The following is a 20,202-nucleotide window of genomic DNA, read 5'->3' on the forward strand; positions in this document are numbered from 1 at the left end:
GCTCTACCTCCAAGATTCTTAAACACGAGGCTAGCCCTAAAGCTATTTCGGAGAGAACCAGCTATCTCCAGGTTCGATTGGAATTTCTCCGCTACCCACACCTCATCCCCGCACTTTTCAACGTACGTGGGTTCGGTCCTCCAGTAAGTGTTACCTTACCTTCAACCTGGACATGGGTAGATCACCTGGTTTCGGGTCTACAACCACATACTCATTCGCCCTATTCAGACTCGCTTTCGCTACGGCTCCGTCTTTTCAACTTAACCTTGCATGTAATCGTAACTCGCCGGTTCATTCTACAAAAGGCACGCTATCACCCATTAACGGGCTCTAACTACTTGTAGGCACATGGTTTCAGGATCTCTTTCACTCCCCTCCCGGGGTGCTTTTCACCTTTCCCTCACGGTACTGGTTCACTATCGGTCACTAGAGAGTATTTAGCCTTGGGAGATGGTCCTCCCAGATTCCGACGGAATTTCACGTGTTCCGCCGTACTCAGGATCCACTCTGGAGGGAATGAACTTTCAACTACGGGACTGTTACCCTCTATGGTAGGCCTTTCCAAGCCGCTTCATTTAACTCATTCCTTTGTAACTCCGTGTAGAGTGTCCTACAACCCCAAGAAGCAAGCTTCTTGGTTTGGGCTCTTCCCGTTTCGCTCGCCGCTACTAAGGGAATCGAATTTTCTTTCTCTTCCTTCAGGTACTTAGATGTTTCAGTTCCCTGAGTCTGCCATCAAAACGCTATGAATTCACGTTAGGATACTGTTCGATTAAAAACAGTGGGTTCCCCCATTCGGAAATCTCCGGATCAAAGCTTACTTACAGCTCCCCGAAGCATATCGGTGTTAGTGCCGTCCTTCATCGGCTTCTAGTGCCAAGGCATCCGCCATGCGCCCTTAATAACTTAACCTAATTGATTCCAATCTGCTGCGTAATACTTTGTCAGCTACACTTGTTCGAATGCTCATGTACGTATGTACACTCCGCTTCTCACTGCGTTTGCTTTCGCGTCTTACTTGCATCTTGAAATAATTTTCACATAAGTCATTAAGCCTAAAAAATTAAAACTTAATAATTCAAAATCTATAAAAGAAATTTGTGTTTGTGTTACTTTCAATGTCGTTTTATCCAGTTTTCAAAGAACAAGTTTTACTCTGCGACAAGTAATCGCAAGAGCAAGGTTTGAAGATCATTTGCATGAGCCTTCAAAACTAAACAGCAAGTAAGATAATCTGTATAAGACCCAAGGTCTTTTCCGTTATATTCCTTAGAAAGGAGGTGATCCAGCCGCACCTTCCGATACGGCTACCTTGTTACGACTTCACCCCAATCATCTATCCCACCTTAGGCGGCTGGCTCCTTACGGTTACCCCACCGACTTCGGGTGTTACAAACTCTCGTGGTGTGACGGGCGGTGTGTACAAGGCCCGGGAACGTATTCACCGCGGCATGCTGATCCGCGATTACTAGCGATTCCGGCTTCATGCAGGCGAGTTGCAGCCTACAATCCGAACTGAGAACGATTTTATGAGATTAGCTTACCCTCGCGAGTTTGCGACTCTTTGTATCGTCCATTGTAGCACGTGTGTAGCCCAGGTCATAAGGGGCATGATGATTTGACGTCATCCCCACCTTCCTCCGGTTTGTCACCGGCAGTCTCCTTAGAGTGCCCAACTAAATGATGGCAACTAAGAATAAGGGTTGCGCTCGTTGCGGGACTTAACCCAACATCTCACGACACGAGCTGACGACAACCATGCACCACCTGTCACCAATGTCCCCGAAGGGAAAATCCTATCTCTAGGACGGTCATTGGGATGTCAAGACCTGGTAAGGTTCTTCGCGTTGCTTCGAATTAAACCACATGCTCCACCGCTTGTGCGGGCCCCCGTCAATTCCTTTGAGTTTCAACCTTGCGGTCGTACTCCCCAGGCGGAGTGCTTAATGCGTTAGCTGCAGCACTAAGGGGCGGAAACCCCCTAACACTTAGCACTCATCGTTTACGGCGTGGACTACCAGGGTATCTAATCCTGTTTGCTCCCCACGCTTTCGCGCCTCAGTGTCAGTTACAGACCAGACAGTCGCCTTCGCCACTGGTGTTCCTCCAAATCTCTACGCATTTCACCGCTACACTTGGAATTCCACTATCCTCTTCTGCACTCAAGTTCCCCAGTTTCCAATGACCCTCCACGGTTGAGCCGTGGGCTTTCACATCAGACTTAAGAAACCACCTGCGCGCGCTTTACGCCCAATAAATCCGGACAACGCTTGCCACCTACGTATTACCGCGGCTGCTGGCACGTAGTTAGCCGTGGCTTTCTAATAAGGTACCGTCAAGGTACGTTCATTTCCTAACGTACTTGTTCTTCCCTTACAACAGAGTTTTACGATCCGAAAACCTTCATCACTCACGCGGCGTTGCTCCATCAGACTTTCGTCCATTGTGGAAGATTCCCTACTGCTGCCTCCCGTAGGAGTTTGGGCCGTGTCTCAGTCCCAATGTGGCCGATCACCCTCTCAGGTCGGCTATGCATCGTTGCCTTGGTAGGCCGTTACCCCACCAACTAGCTAATGCACCGCGGGCCCATCCTACAGTGACGCCGAAGCGCCTTTCAACTTCAAAACATGTGATTCGAAGGATTATTCGGTATTAGCCCAGGTTTCCCTGAGTTATCCCAATCTGTAGGGCAGGTTGCCCACGTGTTACTCACCCGTCCGCCGCTAAATCAGAGAAGCAAGCTTCTCGTCATTCGCTCGACTTGCATGTATTAGGCACGCCGCCAGCGTTCGTCCTGAGCCAGGATCAAACTCTCCATAAAAGTAGTTTGAAAGCTCATTTGCTTTGCTAGCGTTATCTTTTGATAACAATTGCTTATTCACTTAATGTGATAAGACTTGTTTGTGATTATCTTCTTGCTTGTTTAGTTTTCAAGGTTCATGTTGTTTCGTCGTTTTCTTATGACGACTTAAAATATCTTACCACATCTTCATTCAAGTTGTCAACAACTTTTTTAAAAAATGTTTTTTAGTTATTTAAACCATCTTTGTTAGCGACTCTTAATATTATAAATGTTTGTTATTTATAAGTCAACAACTTTTTTTAAAAAGTGAATTCCATAAACATTACTGTTTGAAAAGCACTTGTATTACTATACCTCTATAACGAATAACTGTCAACAATTTATTTCAAATAAAAAAGCTATTTAATTGATTCTTTTCTAAGAACCAACCAAATAGCTTTGTTGTTTAATTACCGTACCCAGATGAAGTAACTTAGGAAGACAAAGAATAAGATGTACATAATCCAGTGAACTTCTTTACGACGACCTGCTAATAACATTGTTAACGGATAGAAGATGAAACCAACCGCAATACCTGAGGCAATACTATAACCTAAAGGCATCATTAGCATTGTTAAGAATGCTGGTACAGCAATTTCGAATTGATCCCACTCAATATTTTTCAATGAACTTACCATTAGAATACCTACAATAACTAATGCTGGTGCTGTTACTGCCGATGTGATTACATCGAGTACTGGGAAAAAGAATAGTGATACTGCGAATAATGCTGCTGTTACTACTGCTGCAAAACCAGAACGCGCTCCTGCTGCCACACCTGCTGTTGACTCTACATAAGCAGTTGTTGTTGATGTACCTAATACTGAACCTACTGTCGTACCTAATGCATCGGCCATTAATGCACGACCAGCACGTGGTAACTTATTATTTTTCACAAGACCTGCTTTATCTGCTACAGCCATTAATGTACCAGCTGTATCAAAGAAGTCTACAAATAAGAATGTTAAAACAACTACTAAGAATTGAATATTTAATAATGACGAGAAGTCATGTAAGATCGGGTCAAGTGCAACACCGAATGTTGGTGCGATACTTGGAATTGATGATACAACTGATTTTGGAACTTCGATTACGCCAGAAATCATACCAATGATTGTTGAAGCGATGATTGTAATAAAGATAGCTCCTGGAACTTTTTTAACCATTAAGATGACTGCAATGACAATCCCTACAACTGCAAGAAGTGTGTCACCTTTTGTAAAATCACCTAATGTAACAATCGTGTCTTTGTCTGCAACGACGATTCCTGCACCTTTTAAACCAACGAATGTAATGAATAAACCGATACCAGCTGATACTGCATATTTTAATTGAACTGGAATGGCATTAATAATTGTTTCACGAATGCCTGTTAATGAAAGAAGAATAAAAATAATACCTGAAAAGAATACACCTGTTAAACCCGTTTGCCACGGAATACCATATGTTCCTACTACAGCGAAAGCAAAGAATGCATTTAATCCCATACCTGGTGCTAATGCAATTGGATACTTCGCTAAAATACCCATAATAAGCGAACCAACAATCGCCGCTAATGCTGTTGCAACGAATGCAGCACCTTTATCAATTCCTGCTGCGGCTAAAATGCCTGGGTTGACCGCCAATATGTATGCCATTGCTAAGAACGTTGTAACTCCACCAATGATCTCTCGGCGATAATTCGTGCCAAGTTCTTCAAATTGGAAATACTTTTTCATGATTAAATCCTCCGAATGTCGTCAAAAATAAAAAGCGCACAACTTTTAACAGTCGTACACTTACGATTCTATGTATCCATAGTATGAATAGAATGATCTATTCAATCGTAGTCAAGTCATTTACGGTAACTTGGTAGAAACTTCTGAGCCTTATTCTCAGCTTTATACGACGACGTTATTTAATTTACATTCATAATATAGCACTGTATTTTTCAATTTGCAATACTTTTCACGAACATTTTTAATAACTAATTAATAATAGTTCGTGAATAAAGTATTTTCTGTCACTGTAAATCTCTTTATCTATAAAACGAATATCAAATTTTGTTATCTACTCAACTCGAATACCTAATAAAGAGGCTAATACTAATGCCTGTTCCATATTGACACGACAACCTTTCAAACGTTCTAAATCAACAGTTAAATGTGTGAATTGTGAAGATCGTAAATCAAGTGTAGTTAAATCAGTCTGCTGCATCTGTAAACCTGACAAGCGACATTGTTCAAATTGTAAAAATTGATGTGTCACTGCATAGAAATCAGATTGTTCCAAATCACATTGATTAAATAACACATGCTTTAACCTTGTTTCATTAAATAAAGAAAAATTCATTTTGCACGATTCAAACGTTATGTCCCCCAAACTTGACCCTTGAAAAATCGTTCCAACTAATTTGCAACGTTCAAATACAACTCGGTGAATGGAAGACTTTGAAAAATCTACATTGGATAAGTCACAATTTTCAAATCGAACATCTAAAGCATTTAATCTTTTAATGGAACTATTATTCAAACGACAATCTCGTATGATGACTTGTACAAAGCGAAGATCGCAAGCTTCATCTTCTTCGAAGTTAATACTCTCTATTAAACTCTGCTCTGCTTCCCACTCTTCTTGCGCTAAGATACGATTCCATGTTGTCTCTGTTAAATGTTGTGGTAGTTTTGGTTCATTCATCTTACCATCCTCTCCTTTCTTATCACTTTACACTAAAAAAGAGGAACCGCAATTGCAATCCCTCTTTAATTCACTGTTTAAAAAAATCTTAGTACCAGCCGTTTGCTAACCAGAATTGTTTTGCTTTTTCCCATGAACCGTAACGTTGTTTTACATAGTTATCTGCTACACGTTCTTGGTTTGCTGGTGAGTAGTCACCGTTTAAATATGATTTATCTAGTTGGTATTTACCAATATATTTACCTGTTGCGCTTCGTGCATCATATGAGTTGCTTGACTCTTTTTGTGCAATCCAAGCTTTCGCTGAAGATGATGAACCTTGATAAGATGATGCATTACTTGCTTTTTGTGTTGATTGGTATGATTTTGTTTGTGTTTGCGCTTGTTGTTTTTGTTGTACTGGCGCTTTGTAAGTTGTTTGTTGCTTTTGTTGAGATGGTGCTTTATATGTTGATGATTGTTGTACTTGTTGTACTTGTTGTTTTTGAACAGGTTGAGCTGTTTTTCTTACTGTTGTTGTACCATCAGGGATTACTAATGTTGTTCCTACATGGATTAAATTTGGATTTGAAATTCCATTTGCTGAAGCGATACTTGATACGAATGAATAGTCTTTACCAAATTTTTGAGAGATACCTGATAATGTATCACCTGATTGTACTTTATATGAAGTGTGCGCACTAGCATCTGCTCCTGCTACAAAACCTGCAACACCAACTGCTACTGTTGTACCTAACACTAACGTTTTTAATGATTTCATAATATTCATTTCCACCTTTTGTTTAATTTTTATATTTGTCTCTCTATTATGTTCTTGCTGATTTTTAATATTTTTTTGCTCCTTCTCTGAAGCTGATAATAGATTAACATGATTTTTTATTACAAAAGTTACAGAAATATCACAGCTAAATGACCAACATGTATTAAAAGTTATACAAAGAACTGAATTAATTATTAAAATAATATATCATTATTATGATATAAGACCTAAAAACATTAGAATGTTGATATGACTTTGTTTTTACAATAAATTATAGGCTATTTTATTTTTCAATTTATTTGAGTTAATTTCATAATTCCAATCCCTTTGTTATCAAGGGGTAAAATTAAATAAAAATGAGGCACCTCCCCAAATTCGGTATAATGGTAGCGACTAAACAACCCACCCGAAAGGAATGATGCCTCATGACTATTGTAAAACAAATTAGCCTGTTTGACATCCAAGAATTATTCGAAATGGAAAGTTCGCACCGATTTGATGCCATTTTCTCCACTTTCGATGTACAACCTATCTTTCATCTCTTTTCTAAAAAGACAATGCGTGGTGCTCCACGCGAATGTAATTACGGGGCCATGATTCAATCATTAATAGTACGTATCGTCGAACGTATTCCAACAATAAAGGACTTAGTCAAACGTTTAGTCAACGACCCTTTATTCCGTTTGGATTGCGGATTTCTTGTTTCGGATTCAGTTCCGTCAGAAGCGTCATATTCTCGTATGATTGATGTCATTAGTCAATCTGATGTACTAGATTTCATGCAGGATCAACTTATCCTAGCCGCTTTGACGGAAGGATTTCTCGAAGACGAGTGTCTCGGTTTTGATGCAACACACTTCGAATCACGTGATGCCTCAAAGCCTTCAGAGAAAAAAGAAGCAGCTCCACCAAAAAAACGTGGTCGAAAAACGTCTGAAGAACAAGCGATTTGGTTAGCTGAACAATCTGAGATTGAGGTCAATCAAACAACCTATGAAAAGAAGCTAGAAGCTCAGTTGACGATTCCGACGAACACACTTTGGCAAGATATCCCCATTGAACCGAAGTGGGGAATTAAGAAAAATAGTAATGGCAAAAATACGTTCTGGTATGGCTTTAAGGGACATTTAGCTGTTTCAACTAAAAGTCAATACATTGTCGCTCGCATCATGTCCTCAGGGAATTTAAGCGATAGTAAAGCAGCTATACCCTTGTTGAAAAAAATCGCAGACTTCTTGCCAAATCATTTCGCTACCGCAATTTTTGATGCAGGATATGATTACGAGCCAATTTACCGTCAAATATTAAATCAAACAATGCGTGCTGTTATTCCGTATAATGTCCGACGAGAGAGCGAAGTAATTGGATTTGACCAACATTTCCGCCCAACCTGTGTGCGCGAACATAGTTATCGTTATGACAGCTTTGATGAAAAATATCAGACACTCAAATTCACAAGACCAAAGGAATGTGAAACTTGTCCATTACGCGATGATTCCCTATGTCAAAAGGTTTTCAAAATAAAATGCGAAACAGATATTCGTAAGTATACGTCTCCAGCACGTGGCTCAGATTTATGGAAGAAACTCTATAAAGAACGTACGGCAGTAGAACGTGTAAATGCTTATTTAAAGCAATATTTCCAGTTAAATAACATCCGTCACAGAACAGGTCGCAAAGCAAAATTGCATTTCAATCTAGTGACGTTTATTTATAATGCCTGTAAGTTAGCAGTTGACCGCATCAATTCGCAATTAAGTCATGCAAAAGTACCTGCATAAATTTTAAAAACGATAGTTTTTACATCGGAGCAATCTAAGCTCTTGAAAAAATCGAATTATGAAATTGATTCATTTAAGCAACATAATAAGAAAAAAGATAAAAATAGATGCAGATTTTTTTGTTATAGTGGATTTAATGAATAAAAAGGAGATTTTTTAGCTTATGAATCAACAACAGACACCACTTTACACCGCACTTATTCAACACAATGCGAAGCAGCCGATTAGTTTTCATGTGCCTGGACATAAAAATGGTATGCTGATCCCTTCTTTTGCACAATCAACCTATGAAAAGCTGTTAAAAATTGATGCAACCGAAATTACAGGACTTGATGATTTACATGATGCAGAGGGATGTATTGAAGAAGCACAGTCATTACTGAGTGAATTGTACAAAACAGAAGCAAGCTATTTTTTAGTAAATGGTTCAACGGTGGGAAACTTAGCGATGATTTTAGCGACATGTCAGCAAGGCGATACCGTTCTTGTTCAGCGTAATTGCCATCAATCGATTTTGAATGGATTAGAACTTGCAGGAGCAGAACCTATCTTTTTAACTCCAGCTTTTTATGAAGATGGACAACTCCCTACCTTATTAACAAAGAAAGTTGTTGAACGCGCGACTCAACTTTATCCAGAAGCGAAAGCCATCATTCTGACGTATCCAAATTATTATGGATTTTCGGATGCGATTGAAGATGTAATTCACGCTGCAAAAGAAGCAGGGCTTTTCATTTTAGTCGACGAGGCGCATGGGGCTCATTTTCAATTAGAAGGTTTTCCAAAAAGTTCACTGTCATTTGGCGCAGATATCGTTGTTCATTCAGCGCACAAAACGTTACCTGCGATGACGATGGGTTCATACCTTCACATCGGAACAGAACGTATTAACAAACGATCAGTTGAACACTACCTTCGTATACTCCAATCAAGTAGCCCCTCTTATCCAATTATAGCTTCACTTGATTTAGCTCGTTACTATTTAGCCAATTTACAAGATGTACAGGCAATTCTAGAAAATATCCAAGCATTCCGTCATTCCTTACAAAATATTGAAGGCATTCGTGTTTTAGAAGCGCCTTCACTCGATCCATTAAAAGTAACGATTCAATCAACAACAGGATTAAGCGGTTATGCACTACAAGCTCTTCTTGAACAACAAGGTATTTTCTCTGAACTAGCTGACCCTTTCAATGTATTACTCGTACTTCCACTGGCAGTAACGGATTATACTGATACGTTGCAACGAATTAAAAGCTGTTCATTTGAAAAAGGTGAGCCACTTCAAAAAGAAAAAAACATATATATAGAAGAAACTCAAAAATTAGCACGATCTTTTCATGAATTAAAGGGTGAAACAGACTATGTAACATTTGAACATGCTGCCGGAAAAATAAGTGCTGAACTCGTTACTCCATATCCCCCTGGTATTCCACTCATTATGAAAGGTGAATGCATTACACAACAGCACATTGAAACCATTCAGCGTTACCAAAAGCTAGGAAGTCGCTTTCATGGTGGTAGTAAATTAGCATCTCAACAACTACTTGTATATCAATAAAAAAGAGGAGCCGCATGTGATTGCGTCTCCTCTTTCTCATCATTAGTTTAAGTTACCAGGTACAGTTTTCATGATACGACCTGATTTTACGTTTTTTACAGGTTTTGTTGCTGGACGTAATACGCGCATTCGTCTCACCTCCTCTCAAATCGATTCGAACAATTATTGCTCTACTGTTTGTAAGCTGTTCTTCCAAACAAGATTCAATACTTTTTTAATGTTCTTTTTCTCTGAAGGACATGGACGTTCGCCTGATACGACACGGTACCATGGGCAGTGATTCCCTTGACATGCTGGACGGAAGAAGCAAGATTGGCATACTGTATCTGTTTCTTCACCTGATAATAACCAAGAAGCAATTTTATCGTAGTCTAAATCCATTGTACCGTCTGCTTGAATTTTACCTACTTTATTTACTTCTTCATCTAAAACCGTTGTACATTTATACAATTGACCATCTGAACCGATAACCATCGCATTCGGTTTTGCTGCGTAACATACTGCTGCTGTCGGATTCAATGCACCTTCAACCATGTTACTCATCGCAAGACCTTTATCCATCGCTGTTTCTGTGAACTCCCAGATTTTCTTGTTTGCTGTAATATGCGTACAAGTTGGAATTTCTTCATCGTTCGGACCGCCCCAACGACCAACAGGACGGAAGAATACGCCAAAGCGTGAATCATTCGCAAAGTGCTCTTTTAAAAAATCAATTAAGTGTTCTGTTTCACGTAAGTTATCTTCATCAAAGTTAATACGGATTGTCATATTGAAGTCGCCTTCTACATCACGTAATGATTGTAAGTTTTCAACGATTTTTTCAAACGTTCCTTGTCCGCCAATCATATGACGACGCGCATCATGTACTGCTTGAACGCCATCAATTGTCACCATGTATTGTGATACATTCCATGATAGTAACTTTTCAAATGTTTCACGATTTAAAAAGTAACCATTCGTTACAACGTCTGCTGAATAATCAATATTATGTTGCTCTGCTTGTGCCATGAATTCTTTCGATAACTCTTCGATAATTCCTAACTCTAATAGCGGCTCTCCTCCGAACCAACTAATGTGCAAATTATCTAGTGTACCCGCGCGCTCTTTTACTAAAGCTTTCACACCTGCTTTTGTTTCGTCTGTCATCTTACCTTTTGCAAATGACTCATAGCAATAACGGCAACGGAAGTTACATTGCTCTGTTGTCATTAAGATTAAGTGCAGCATATCTGTACGGTGCATCGTTTGGTGTAATAAATCAGCACGTTTTAACTCATCCACCGTATCTTTTACGATAAAACCATTATCGAATAAAGCTTGCTTTACTTCTGTATCAAGAGCTGGTGATCCTTGACGCTTTAGTGCTGTTAATACTTCTTCACGCTCTTTTTCGTCAAAATTAACGATGGCGCCTGTGTAACTGTTGTAAACAATTACGCCGCCGTCTTCTGTTTTCGTTAATGCATTAAATTTCGATGGAATGTATTTTACTTGTTCCATGTCTGTTCCCCCTCAAAAATCAATCTTTGTACATCCGATAGATGTCATCTTCTCAAACCTTTTTGAAACAGAAAAAAAGGATTGTCCCTTCTATAAACGCGCAGTATTCGCCTTACTGCGTGTTTATACGAAAGACAGTCCTTTAAGTAGAAATAATCGTCATGCTTTTGAATACGGACTTCTGCCCACAAGCAGACAGACCTGTCCTACCTATTTTGCTCACGACAAAATAGAAGGTAGCAACAGTTGTCTGCTCGATTCTCCCTCATGCGATTATTTCGATTCTGTTGTTGGTGGCTTAGAAGTAACATCTTCTTGTACACGTAATGCGCATTCGACTTCGCCAGAAATACGTGTCATAACAAATGCAATGGTTGTACCGATTGTTTTCGTGTTCGCATTATTTCGCATACAGCTTCCCTCACAACTTTTTTATCAATCATTCGTCCGTTTAGCTAGCCCATACATTTATGCGCTAGTGATTGAGTTTATTTTACAAGGGATTTCCGCTTTATGTCAATGTTCTATTTTATGTCCATTTCGGAACAAGTCGAATATAGATCAATTCAAAAATCAGTTCACAAACCGTTTGCGTCAGAATAATCGTCATTGTTAAACTTTGCATCGCATGTGGTAAAGTAAATGTTAATGGTAAGACAGCTAATGAATTACGCGTAAAACCACTAAAGATTAATGCTCGTTCTGCTGGCTTTTTCAAACGATATAAACGTGCAATCATGACAGATAATACAGGCATAATGAGAATGAAGGCAATATAAATCGGAATCACTGCAAAAATTTCTTCCTTCATATTTGCCATGCGTTGTACTTGGGGCGCAACAATCACAAAGATTGTCAAAGCCATCGTCGGCACAGGTAACCATGCAGAGGCTTGTTGAATCTTACGAATGGGTGAATCGAATCGCAAACAATCATCCAGGCGCTAGGTGGTATGACAGCTTGGCTCGTGAATAAACAACTTCAAACATTTGGCACAACCCAGACGATTGGTGCTTGGAATATTGCCAACAAAGTATATATCTTTTGTTTAATGCCGATTGTTGGGATCACGCAAGCCATTCAAACAATTTTAGCCTATTTCCATGGTCAACGTCATCCACAGAAAAAACGTTTAGTTATTCGTACTACATTACAGTGGACAACAATTTATAGTGTGTACTCATGATTGGTGTCTTTTTCTTATTCGGTCAAAACGTACTTCAATTATTAACGAATGACGAACAACTACTTCGAGAAGGTCAAAGGATTTTAAATATTATTTTCATCACGCTTCCTTTAACCGGATTCGCTTATACCGTCATGACACAACTACAAGTGACCGAACAAGAATTACAAGCTGTTGGAATTGGATTGACGCGTCAAATTTTTGCGATGTTACCGCTGATTTATCTATTACCTTTATTCGTTCGTACATTTGCGCTACCTTTTTCGCAAACAGAAGCCATCTTTTTAGCGACTCCTTTCGCAGACTGCTTAACTGCGCTTGTTGCTTATGTCTTCATTCGAAAACAAGGCTTATTTTCTTTTTCCAAACAGATGATTTACAATAAAGAAAAGTAGCTCGGTTTCGGGGGTGGGACGATGTTTTATTTAGATGAGTCAGGCACAATTTCAAAGAACAAGCCACACGCTAATAATATGCGTGATGTGTATTTCATCATTTGTTTCGTGCATACTCACGACCCCGAACAATTAAAAAAAGTGTATCGTCGCACGATGAAAAAATTACGTCGTACATTTGCTGATTATTTTGCAACGCATGTACGCAATCCACGCGAACCAAAAGGCTCTGAACTCACACCGATTATGAAGCATTATTTTATTTCGGAACTCATTCAAAAAACGGATATTACTGTATCCTATGTTGTGATTGATAATCGTCATATAAAAGATGTCTTCCGAGAAAATGATGCACGCACATTCAATTTTTTCGTGAAATATTTACTTCAATTAAAAGAGCTAGATGCACGCGATCAGGAACACTTACATCTAAATATTGATAACCGAAATGTATCGCTCATGAATATGCATCAATTAGAAGAATATCTTGCGACAGAACTTGTTTTAACAGAGAAAGTAAGACATGTGCAAGTCGAATATTTAGACTCACGCGATAGCTACGGGGTTCGTACAGCCGATTTGTTTGCGAACTTACTCTATCAACGATTACGCTATCGTCGTAATCCGTTTCCAGACTACCACTTACAAGATCGCATACGAAAAAAATCACCGATTCATCCCGCTTCACTCGAATGGGTATTCCAACAATTTAAAGCGAGCGGACGACTTCAGAATTATTTTTACATCCCTACGCAAAAAAATTGACGCTTACTTTTCGCGGTGCTACTATAGATTTAGGCGTACAAGTAAATCCTGAATCTACGCAATTGTGTCGAAAGACGACTGTAAGCTGTCTCTGTTTGGCAGCCGTACTCAGGTTAGTATGCCTTGAATTGAATACATGCGACATTTTGTCGTCACATAGAAGAACCCCTGATTTTTAAAAAATCAGGGGTTTTGTTTTATATAAAAAGCTAATCTTTATTCTGTTATTTCTTCGAATTCACCCGCATACATCATAATCGTACCGAGTAAATCATTAAAGACTGTCGCATGAACGGTATACACACCACGTTCATCATCATAACCATCTTCAACAATCGCCTGTCCTTTGAAAAAAGAAGGAAGTGGCACCAGTCCAAATAAGTGCTGGGCATTCGTACGTGTAATGAGTTTGCCCTCTTTTGAAACATTCAATAATAAATTCGAACGCATCATCGCAGGTTTTCCGAGTAAATCGTAAGCTGTATTCGTATTCAAATCAATACGTGTTGTCGAGTTGAACGCACGTGTTTTCTTTTGAAAATAAAAATTACGCGACCAATTCATATCGACAATACCATTCCCCTGATCCACCGTTTCGTACATCATATCAAATGGCACATTCGACCCCTGCTCTGGAAATAAAAAATCCATCAACGGCGCTGCATAATAAAAAGGCAACAGTAACGGACTCCCATGTTTCACCGTCGACATCACCCCTTTTGCGCGGAATGTTTCACCAGGAGCTGTATGGTAGCGGTGTTGTAACATCGGATGCAATCGTTCAAAATCCTCACCAAGTAATTGCTTATAGACAGACATAGATTAGCCTCCTTTCTATAATGATTCCCGATTTAGTTGAAAACATACTATGAGAGCATGCGCACAACTAAAGCTCAGGAATGAGATGAATCGCTAAAATATGACGCTGTACAATATGAAGCTTTACACTGTTATTATAATATGAATGAAAGGGGAAATATAGTTTGGTGGGGTGGAGAGTGGGTACTTCTTATTTTATAGCATAAAAAGCCTACACCTCTTGCGAGGCATAAGCTTTACTCGAGTTTTTGGCTCTACAATAAATAACGTTGGTGAAGAAAAAAGCACCGAACTCACATGAGATCGGTGCTGGAACTTCACTTGCGTTATTTTTTATGTAAAACCATAGAAAACAAGTGAGTTTCCCGATAGAATAAAAGTCGACTAAAACCCATACTAAAGGAGAGACTCACTTGCATACTACTCATGATATTAAAAATTTACTAGATATACAAGACCCAAACATCACTTTTTCCGATGCATGTGTGGAAATAAAGCAAGATAGAGGAAAGGTATGTAAATTTATTTCCGCTACACTTACCTATACACCTACCCATTGCGCGGTTTGTGGTATGAAAAATGAACACTTTTCCGTGATTAAAAACGGGACACAAACATCCCGCATCACACTGCCACTCACGGGGGTGCATCGTACCTTCCTTTTACTCAAAAAACAGCGCTTCTTTTGTAAAAGCTGTTCATGTACTTTCGTGGCGCGTTCGTCTATTGTCGATCGCCATTGTTTTATTTCCAATCAAACGAAAGCACGCGTTACGATGAAAGCGACCGAAGCGCAATCCATCACGTTGATTGCCCAAGATGCGATGATTTCGGTGTCTTCTGTGCAACGCTTTATTCAAGCGTATGCGAATGAATGCCTGAAACCAACGAATCGACTACCGGAAAACCTGTCGTTCGATGAATTTAAATATGCCAAAGGGCGCATGGCTTTTCAATATATTGATGCCCAAACAGGCACGATTTTGGATATTTTACCGAGTCGCTTCAGTTTTCATATTAAGAACCATTTCTACACGCGTTACAGCTATCGTGAACGCTGTTCGGTCAAAACCATTACGATTGATATGAATGCCGGATATGAAAAACTCATACAAGAACTGTTTCCAAAAGCGAAGATCATCATCGACCGATTCCATCTCGTTCAATTGATCAGTCGTTCGATGAATCAACTGCGAATCCAAGTCATGAATGGTTTTAGACGCGGGCACAACGAAGATCAGAAGAAATATCGTCGACTGAAAAGATATTGGAAACTACTTTTAAAAAACGAAAAAGACCTAACCTACGCCGTTTATAAACCGTTTGGGTTATTTGGGCAAACGACGGACAGGACCGTTGTCGATACATTATTGAGTTATGATGAACGTTTACAAGTCAACTATACACTGTATCAATCCCTATTAAACGCCATGAAAGAAAAAGATATAAACGCCTTACAAACGCTCTTAAAACAGCCTTTACACGAAGAAATTTCACTTGATTTCAGAAGAAGTATACGCACATTAAAACATCACTTAAGTTCCATTGAAAACAGTTTTATGTATCCATTCAATAACGGAAGAATTGAAGGCATCCATAATAAAATCAAAGTCTTAAATCGTGTTGCCTATGGGTATCGTAATTTCACGAATTACCGTCAACGAATCTTCATTCATTTCAAATTGAAAAGAGCGAGCTGCGTTTCATAAATGAAACACAACTCGCTCGAAAAACCGACTCGTTTATTCTGTTAAATAGTCTCACCAACGTCATTTGACAAAGAACCACAATAATCCAGCTTTGAAAAAAGATCTCTACCAAATTTGGTAGAGATCTTTTTATGGAAATAAAGTTTGAATTATATAAATAAACGTTTTATGTTTTATTTTTTAAGACTAATACATGATCCACATTAATTTTACCGCCACGATTTGCACGATCAAATCCCATGAAATGATTCTTAATAATATAACTCCATCTTGTTTCTAATATTAATCCATTTTTTTCTGCAAGTTGTACGAGTATAGTTGCAGTATTGACTTCGACATTACTAACAGTACTGTTTCCTACGGCCATAATATAGTGAGCACCGCTATTCATTGTGGTTATGGAAGACTTGAAGTGTTCCTCCATGAATTCAAAGTATTTATATATGATATAGGCGTGTTTCTCACCATTTTTTTTATCTTCAAGTACTTTTTTTATACTGTCATCCATCAGTGGGATGCCTAATGAACGTTCTTCAACAAAAAAGTTTGAAAATTCTTTTTTAGGTACTAGTGTCGTGCCCGTATACAACTTTCTTTTTTTGTTCTGTTTTGTCTGGGTATTCATGGAAAATAAGTCTCCAACCCAGAATAATTCTACCATCTGATTATATACATAGTCGATTGACTTAATATAAGGGGGCGAAGTAACTATTAAATCAATTTTTTTAGGAATTAATTTAGAAAAATCAGCATCTCCGTTTGTTCTAAATACGCTAGCTTTTGCTTTATTATTCCATAAAAGATTGAATTCCTGAAAACCGTTCAAAAAGATTCCTAACTGTTTTCCAAATAATGAGTACACTTCAGAGGGTTTTTTAGGTTTTGTTCCAGAAACATATGTTTTTTGTGATTGATTATCGGCATTTGATGCACGACGAATTATTCCTGAGAAAGCGATAATAAAAGCGTCATAATAATCAGATATATTGATAACATCTTTAAACATTATAGGGATTTCATCAATTAACCCTCTAAGTTTACTTAATTTTATTACTGCATCATCTGTAAACCAATGATTTAAATTTTCAACTTCAGGCATAAATTTTGCTTCGACAGTTTCCTTGTTATTCATAATCCAGTCACTGATAATTGAAAACTGGTTCGGATCCAAAGGAGTTGATTTAACTTTTGAAATTAAACAAGAAAGTGGGTCAATATCGATACCAAAAGAATCATGACCTAATATTGTTGATTCTACTAGACTTGTCCCACTACCTACAAAAGGGTCTAAGACTATTTGTTTTTCATCATTAAGGTAGTTATTAATTGCCCATTCTGGTATCTGAGGAATGAATTTTCCTGGATACTTATGAAAACCATGTGTCAACGGTGTGACAATATTAGTGTCAATACTCACTAGTGCATTATTTGGTATTGCACTAGGTAATTTTTCAAAGTGTAAAATTGTCATAGGTTACTCTTTTCTAAGGATTACAATGGATTCTCTCATGAATCCCATTACGTCCTTTAAATATTTTCTCTGTTGAGAGCTCGTAGTTAAATGTCTGGTAACGATTATTTCTTCCACTTCGAATCCTATTTTTTCCCCTATTTCTGCTATTAATAAGTCAGATGGGATAATGATTCCCGCATAAGCAGAATTTCCAACTACTATAGCTACTCTACCTTTATCTTGTGTTTTTACATATAGGTTACGTATCAAAGTCTCCATATCGTCAAAATAACCGGATACGACTACTGGAATTTTATTGCTCCATAACTTTTTTGTTTCTAAAATAGATGTTAGATGTGAGACAGATTCGTTAGCATTTACTAATAATTTTGAAACTGTAGCACTTGCATTTGAACGTAATCCAGTTCTTTTAAGTTGCTTTAACTCATCTTGACTCTTTATAAATTCTCCTAACCATAATTCAGTTTTGTGGATTTCAAAGTAATCAAAGAAATTCACGTATGGAGGGGAAAAAATTGTTAATTCCATTTGCTCGGGAATATCCAAGACTCTCTCCATAGATGAACCTAATAGCATAGTCGGTTCTGGAGCGGAAATAGGGTTGCTTTGTAAATCTTCTAAAATATTATATATGTTGTTAATAATTTTATTTAGAACATAAGAAAATTTATCTTTTGGAAAATGCTCTTCTTCCCATTGCTGTATAGGTATATTAATATAACCATTTTTATTTCTTCGTCTATTTCTATACTTTAATCCGTTACCTTCTTTTTTTACATTGGAAATAGATTCAATATTTGAGAGCCACGATAAGAAGAATATATCCCTTGTGTGAGAGTTGTCAATTGATGTGATATGTTCTTTTAACTGAAGTATGGTTTGCAATATATCTGTATTAAAATATTTATATGCTAATTCAAAGTTTGTAGCACGTAATGTGGAGTCACGTTTCAATTTTTGGAAAATTCCCAGCTCATTTTGAATACTTTTAATATCCTCTTCAAAATAATTTCTATTTTCAACTTTTGAAACAAATAAAGAAATAGGGTTTACATCTATTCCATAGGTTTTTAGATTGCTAAATCTACCAGCGAGAATGGAGGAACCACTCCCCATAAAGGGATCTAGAATGGAACCAGTAACATTATATTTAGTAATAAATTTTTGAACTAATTTATAAGAGTATCCTTCTCGATAAGAATACCAGCGTTGAAAAGGGATTTCATTAGTTGTTTGGAAATGGACTAAATTTGAATACGACTGATCCAGCACTATATTATATTGTTTTTCGAGGTTTTCTAAAAAAATTTTATCTTCATATGCCACGTGAATCTACTCTCCTAAAAATACATTTTCTCTATGGTATAACGCATAGACTCTATTAAAGTGGACTTTTTCTGGTAGTGTTAATTGTTTCGCTTGACTGTCCAGAATACGCATAACATTTATTTGTTTTTCGGTCTTAATTAATTCTGATGAATATATAAATTTTGAGGAGACGATTTTTCCATATCCATCAAAAGTAAATAATCCAGCGTCAAACATTTTATGGCAGCTTAAACATAATGCAACGCCATTCTCTACATCACTTCTATGCTTATTATTAGTTATTATATCTTCGGCGCTAAAGGGCATGATATGAGCAGCTTGAATAAATAGTGTTCCTTCTGCATCACAACCTGGAATCGCACAATGATAATGATAGTTATTTTTGACTGCTTTAGACCAAGTGGATGTTCTTTCTGATTGTTTAGTTGCTTGCCAACGTTTCTCTAGCTGTTCCTTGCTAAGTGTAATTCTAAACGTAGATAATCCTTCAACTGCATCTATAAGCTGAGGAGTTCCATACTCTTTAAATTCACTTAGCAATGCTTCTCTAAATGGTGCACCTAAAGCCAATGGATTATTCTTAATTTCTTGTGCATTAATTTTTGGCTGTGGAACGTAATTTCTTATTGCTTCAAGCATATTTGGAAATTGGTTACCAAACTCCAAGCCACCATTATGGTTCTTAATAAACAAAGCTGACTGTACTAAATCAGTTGTCCAATATGAATAATTCTTCCCTTTTTTTCTTGTAGTGTCTCCGTCTATAAGATATTCTAATCTATTTCTGTCCAAAGCACCGTTGTTAGAGTTCAATTCCTCTATGAGCCTTTTAATTAACAAACCACTTTCAACTGGAATACTATCAAACCTTTTACTATCAGGAGAAAAAGAAACAGTTGCAAGAGCATTTGCAATTGTTAGTCTATATAGTAAATTTGCATCTCCACCTCGTCCATCATCAACTGCATCAGACCATAATAAACCCATGGTAGTCCACTGTAAAGGAAGTTGATTACTGTCTCTAATAAAACCTAGACGAATCCAGTTTCTAATTTTTGTTTGCATCGTTGATGGTTGGATGGATTCATTTCCTAACTTGGCTGTAGCTGAAAAATCATAAATCCAAGCATTTTTAGGATTTCTTCTATCTGCTCCCCAAATTTTACCGATAAATTCAGTTTTCATACTTGAAGCCACAAGCAATTGAATTGCAGCTAATTCTGAAAGCTGGCTACCGGTTCTTGAATGGAACCAGTCTCCTTCAAACTTTGGCATAAAAAACCTCCTAAACTTCGCTTTTGTCTTACTTATTTTAACAGAAAAATTGTAGTTAAGTATTTAGTTATGCAAGAATATACCTTTTTCTTCTGTAAATATGATAATCCATCAACGTTAAGGTTGCTCA

16 protein-coding genes, 2 rRNA genes and 1 riboswitch (1 of these 19 running past the window's edge) are annotated in these 20,202 nt (G+C 37.9%); of the genes, 6 read left to right on the plus strand and 12 right to left on the minus strand.

The window, feature by feature from the left end:
• From MHB75_RS10560 to MHB75_RS10580, 5 genes are all read right to left on the minus strand, one after another.
• Nucleotides 1-912: ribosomal RNA gene (locus MHB75_RS10560) — 23S ribosomal RNA — on the minus strand; it reaches 2,018 nt to the left of the window's first position.
• A 361-nt stretch (nucleotides 913-1,273) separates the two neighbouring features.
• Nucleotides 1,274-2,821: ribosomal RNA gene (locus MHB75_RS10565) — 16S ribosomal RNA — on the minus strand.
• Together the 16S and 23S rRNA genes form the textbook arrangement of a ribosomal RNA operon.
• A 431-nt stretch (nucleotides 2,822-3,252) precedes the next feature.
• Nucleotides 3,253-4,560: an NCS2 family permease gene (locus tag MHB75_RS10570; protein WP_340997595.1), complete on the minus strand. Its 1,308-nt coding sequence runs from the start codon at nucleotides 4,558-4,560 to the stop codon at nucleotides 3,253-3,255.
• A gap of 88 nt (nucleotides 4,561-4,648) precedes the next feature.
• A riboswitch (purine riboswitch) is annotated at nucleotides 4,649-4,750 on the minus strand.
• A 141-nt stretch (nucleotides 4,751-4,891) separates the two neighbouring features.
• On the minus strand, nucleotides 4,892-5,518 hold the full coding sequence (locus MHB75_RS10575; RefSeq protein ID WP_141274065.1) for a pentapeptide repeat-containing protein: 627 nt from the start codon (nucleotides 5,516-5,518) through the stop codon (nucleotides 4,892-4,894).
• Between the two features lie 88 nt (nucleotides 5,519-5,606).
• Nucleotides 5,607-6,278 (minus strand): LysM peptidoglycan-binding domain-containing protein, encoded by a 672-nt coding sequence (locus tag MHB75_RS10580; RefSeq protein WP_340997598.1) that lies wholly within the window; start codon nucleotides 6,276-6,278, stop codon nucleotides 5,607-5,609.
• A gap of 425 nt (nucleotides 6,279-6,703) precedes the next feature.
• Between MHB75_RS10580 and MHB75_RS10585 the strand changes: the two genes are divergently transcribed.
• Together MHB75_RS10585 and MHB75_RS10590 are read left to right on the plus strand one after the other, a co-directional pair.
• A complete protein-coding gene (locus MHB75_RS10585; RefSeq protein WP_109350943.1) occupies nucleotides 6,704-8,059 on the plus strand; it encodes a transposase in 1,356 nt (451 codons plus the stop codon).
• A gap of 163 nt (nucleotides 8,060-8,222) precedes the next feature.
• Complete coding sequence (locus MHB75_RS10590; RefSeq protein WP_340997600.1) at nucleotides 8,223-9,620, plus strand: aminotransferase class I/II-fold pyridoxal phosphate-dependent enzyme; 1,398 nt, start codon at nucleotides 8,223-8,225, stop codon at nucleotides 9,618-9,620.
• Nucleotides 9,621-9,782: 162 nt separating this feature from the next.
• Here the strand turns inward: MHB75_RS10590 and MHB75_RS10595 are convergent, their stop codons facing one another.
• The 3 genes from MHB75_RS10595 to MHB75_RS10605 form a co-directional block, all read right to left on the minus strand.
• Nucleotides 9,783-11,120, minus strand: coding sequence for a radical SAM/SPASM domain-containing protein (locus MHB75_RS10595; RefSeq protein WP_068450716.1), 1,338 nt, complete (start codon nucleotides 11,118-11,120; stop codon nucleotides 9,783-9,785).
• Between the two features lie 273 nt (nucleotides 11,121-11,393).
• The gene (locus MHB75_RS10600) at nucleotides 11,394-11,531 is read right to left on the minus strand and encodes a hypothetical protein (protein ID WP_165442702.1); all 138 of its coding nucleotides are present in this window, start codon (nucleotides 11,529-11,531) and stop codon (nucleotides 11,394-11,396) included.
• 118 nt (nucleotides 11,532-11,649) lie between these two features.
• Entirely contained in the window at nucleotides 11,650-12,048 is a 399-nt protein-coding gene (locus MHB75_RS10605; protein ID WP_340997605.1) for a hypothetical protein, read from the minus strand.
• A gap of 24 nt (nucleotides 12,049-12,072) precedes the next feature.
• Here MHB75_RS10605 and MHB75_RS10610 point away from each other — a divergent pair, with 24 nt between their 5' ends.
• Genes MHB75_RS10610 through MHB75_RS10620 form a run of 3 tightly spaced genes read left to right on the plus strand, consistent with a single transcriptional unit; the run spans nucleotide 12,073 to nucleotide 13,466 of the window.
• Nucleotides 12,073-12,306: an MATE family efflux transporter gene (locus tag MHB75_RS10610; RefSeq protein WP_340997607.1), complete on the plus strand. Its 234-nt coding sequence runs from the start codon at nucleotides 12,073-12,075 to the stop codon at nucleotides 12,304-12,306.
• Nucleotides 12,303-12,701, plus strand: a complete 399-nt coding sequence (locus MHB75_RS10615; protein WP_340997609.1) for a hypothetical protein — start codon at nucleotides 12,303-12,305, stop codon at nucleotides 12,699-12,701. Before MHB75_RS10610 ends, MHB75_RS10615 begins: the two co-directional genes overlap by 4 nt.
• Nucleotides 12,702-12,722: 21 nt before the next feature.
• Entirely contained in the window at nucleotides 12,723-13,466 is a 744-nt protein-coding gene (locus MHB75_RS10620) for a DUF3800 domain-containing protein (RefSeq protein WP_141274070.1), read from the plus strand.
• Nucleotides 13,467-13,682: 216 nt separating this feature from the next.
• Here MHB75_RS10620 and MHB75_RS10625 read toward each other — a convergent pair whose 3' ends face one another.
• A complete protein-coding gene (locus MHB75_RS10625) occupies nucleotides 13,683-14,285 on the minus strand; it encodes a DUF4166 domain-containing protein (protein WP_340997612.1) in 603 nt (200 codons plus the stop codon).
• A 485-nt stretch (nucleotides 14,286-14,770) separates the two neighbouring features.
• On the opposite strand from MHB75_RS10625, the gene MHB75_RS10630 reads away from it, so the two are divergent.
• Nucleotides 14,771-15,994 carry an ISL3 family transposase gene (locus MHB75_RS10630; protein WP_340998616.1) on the plus strand — a complete coding sequence of 408 codons (1,224 nt, stop codon included), beginning with the start codon at nucleotides 14,771-14,773 and terminating at the stop codon, nucleotides 15,992-15,994.
• A gap of 166 nt (nucleotides 15,995-16,160) precedes the next feature.
• Here the strand turns inward: MHB75_RS10630 and MHB75_RS10635 are convergent, their stop codons facing one another.
• The 3 genes from MHB75_RS10635 to MHB75_RS10645 are packed head-to-tail and all read right to left on the minus strand — an operon-like array spanning nucleotide 16,161 to nucleotide 20,072.
• The gene (locus MHB75_RS10635) at nucleotides 16,161-17,465 is read right to left on the minus strand and encodes a DNA methyltransferase (RefSeq protein WP_270273009.1); all 1,305 of its coding nucleotides are present in this window, start codon (nucleotides 17,463-17,465) and stop codon (nucleotides 16,161-16,163) included.
• Between the two features lie 3 nt (nucleotides 17,466-17,468).
• Nucleotides 17,469-18,794 carry a hypothetical protein gene (locus MHB75_RS10640; protein WP_340997617.1) on the minus strand — a complete coding sequence of 442 codons (1,326 nt, stop codon included), beginning with the start codon at nucleotides 18,792-18,794 and terminating at the stop codon, nucleotides 17,469-17,471.
• A 6-nt stretch (nucleotides 18,795-18,800) separates the two neighbouring features.
• Nucleotides 18,801-20,072: an HNH endonuclease gene (locus tag MHB75_RS10645; protein WP_270273006.1), complete on the minus strand. Its 1,272-nt coding sequence runs from the start codon at nucleotides 20,070-20,072 to the stop codon at nucleotides 18,801-18,803.
• Between the last annotated feature and the right edge of the window lie 130 nt (nucleotides 20,073-20,202).

Origin of the sequence: Kurthia sp. FSL E2-0154, assembly GCF_038003625.1 — a bacterium.
Taxonomy (GTDB): Bacteria; Bacillota; Bacilli; order Bacillales_A; family Planococcaceae; genus Kurthia; species Kurthia gibsonii.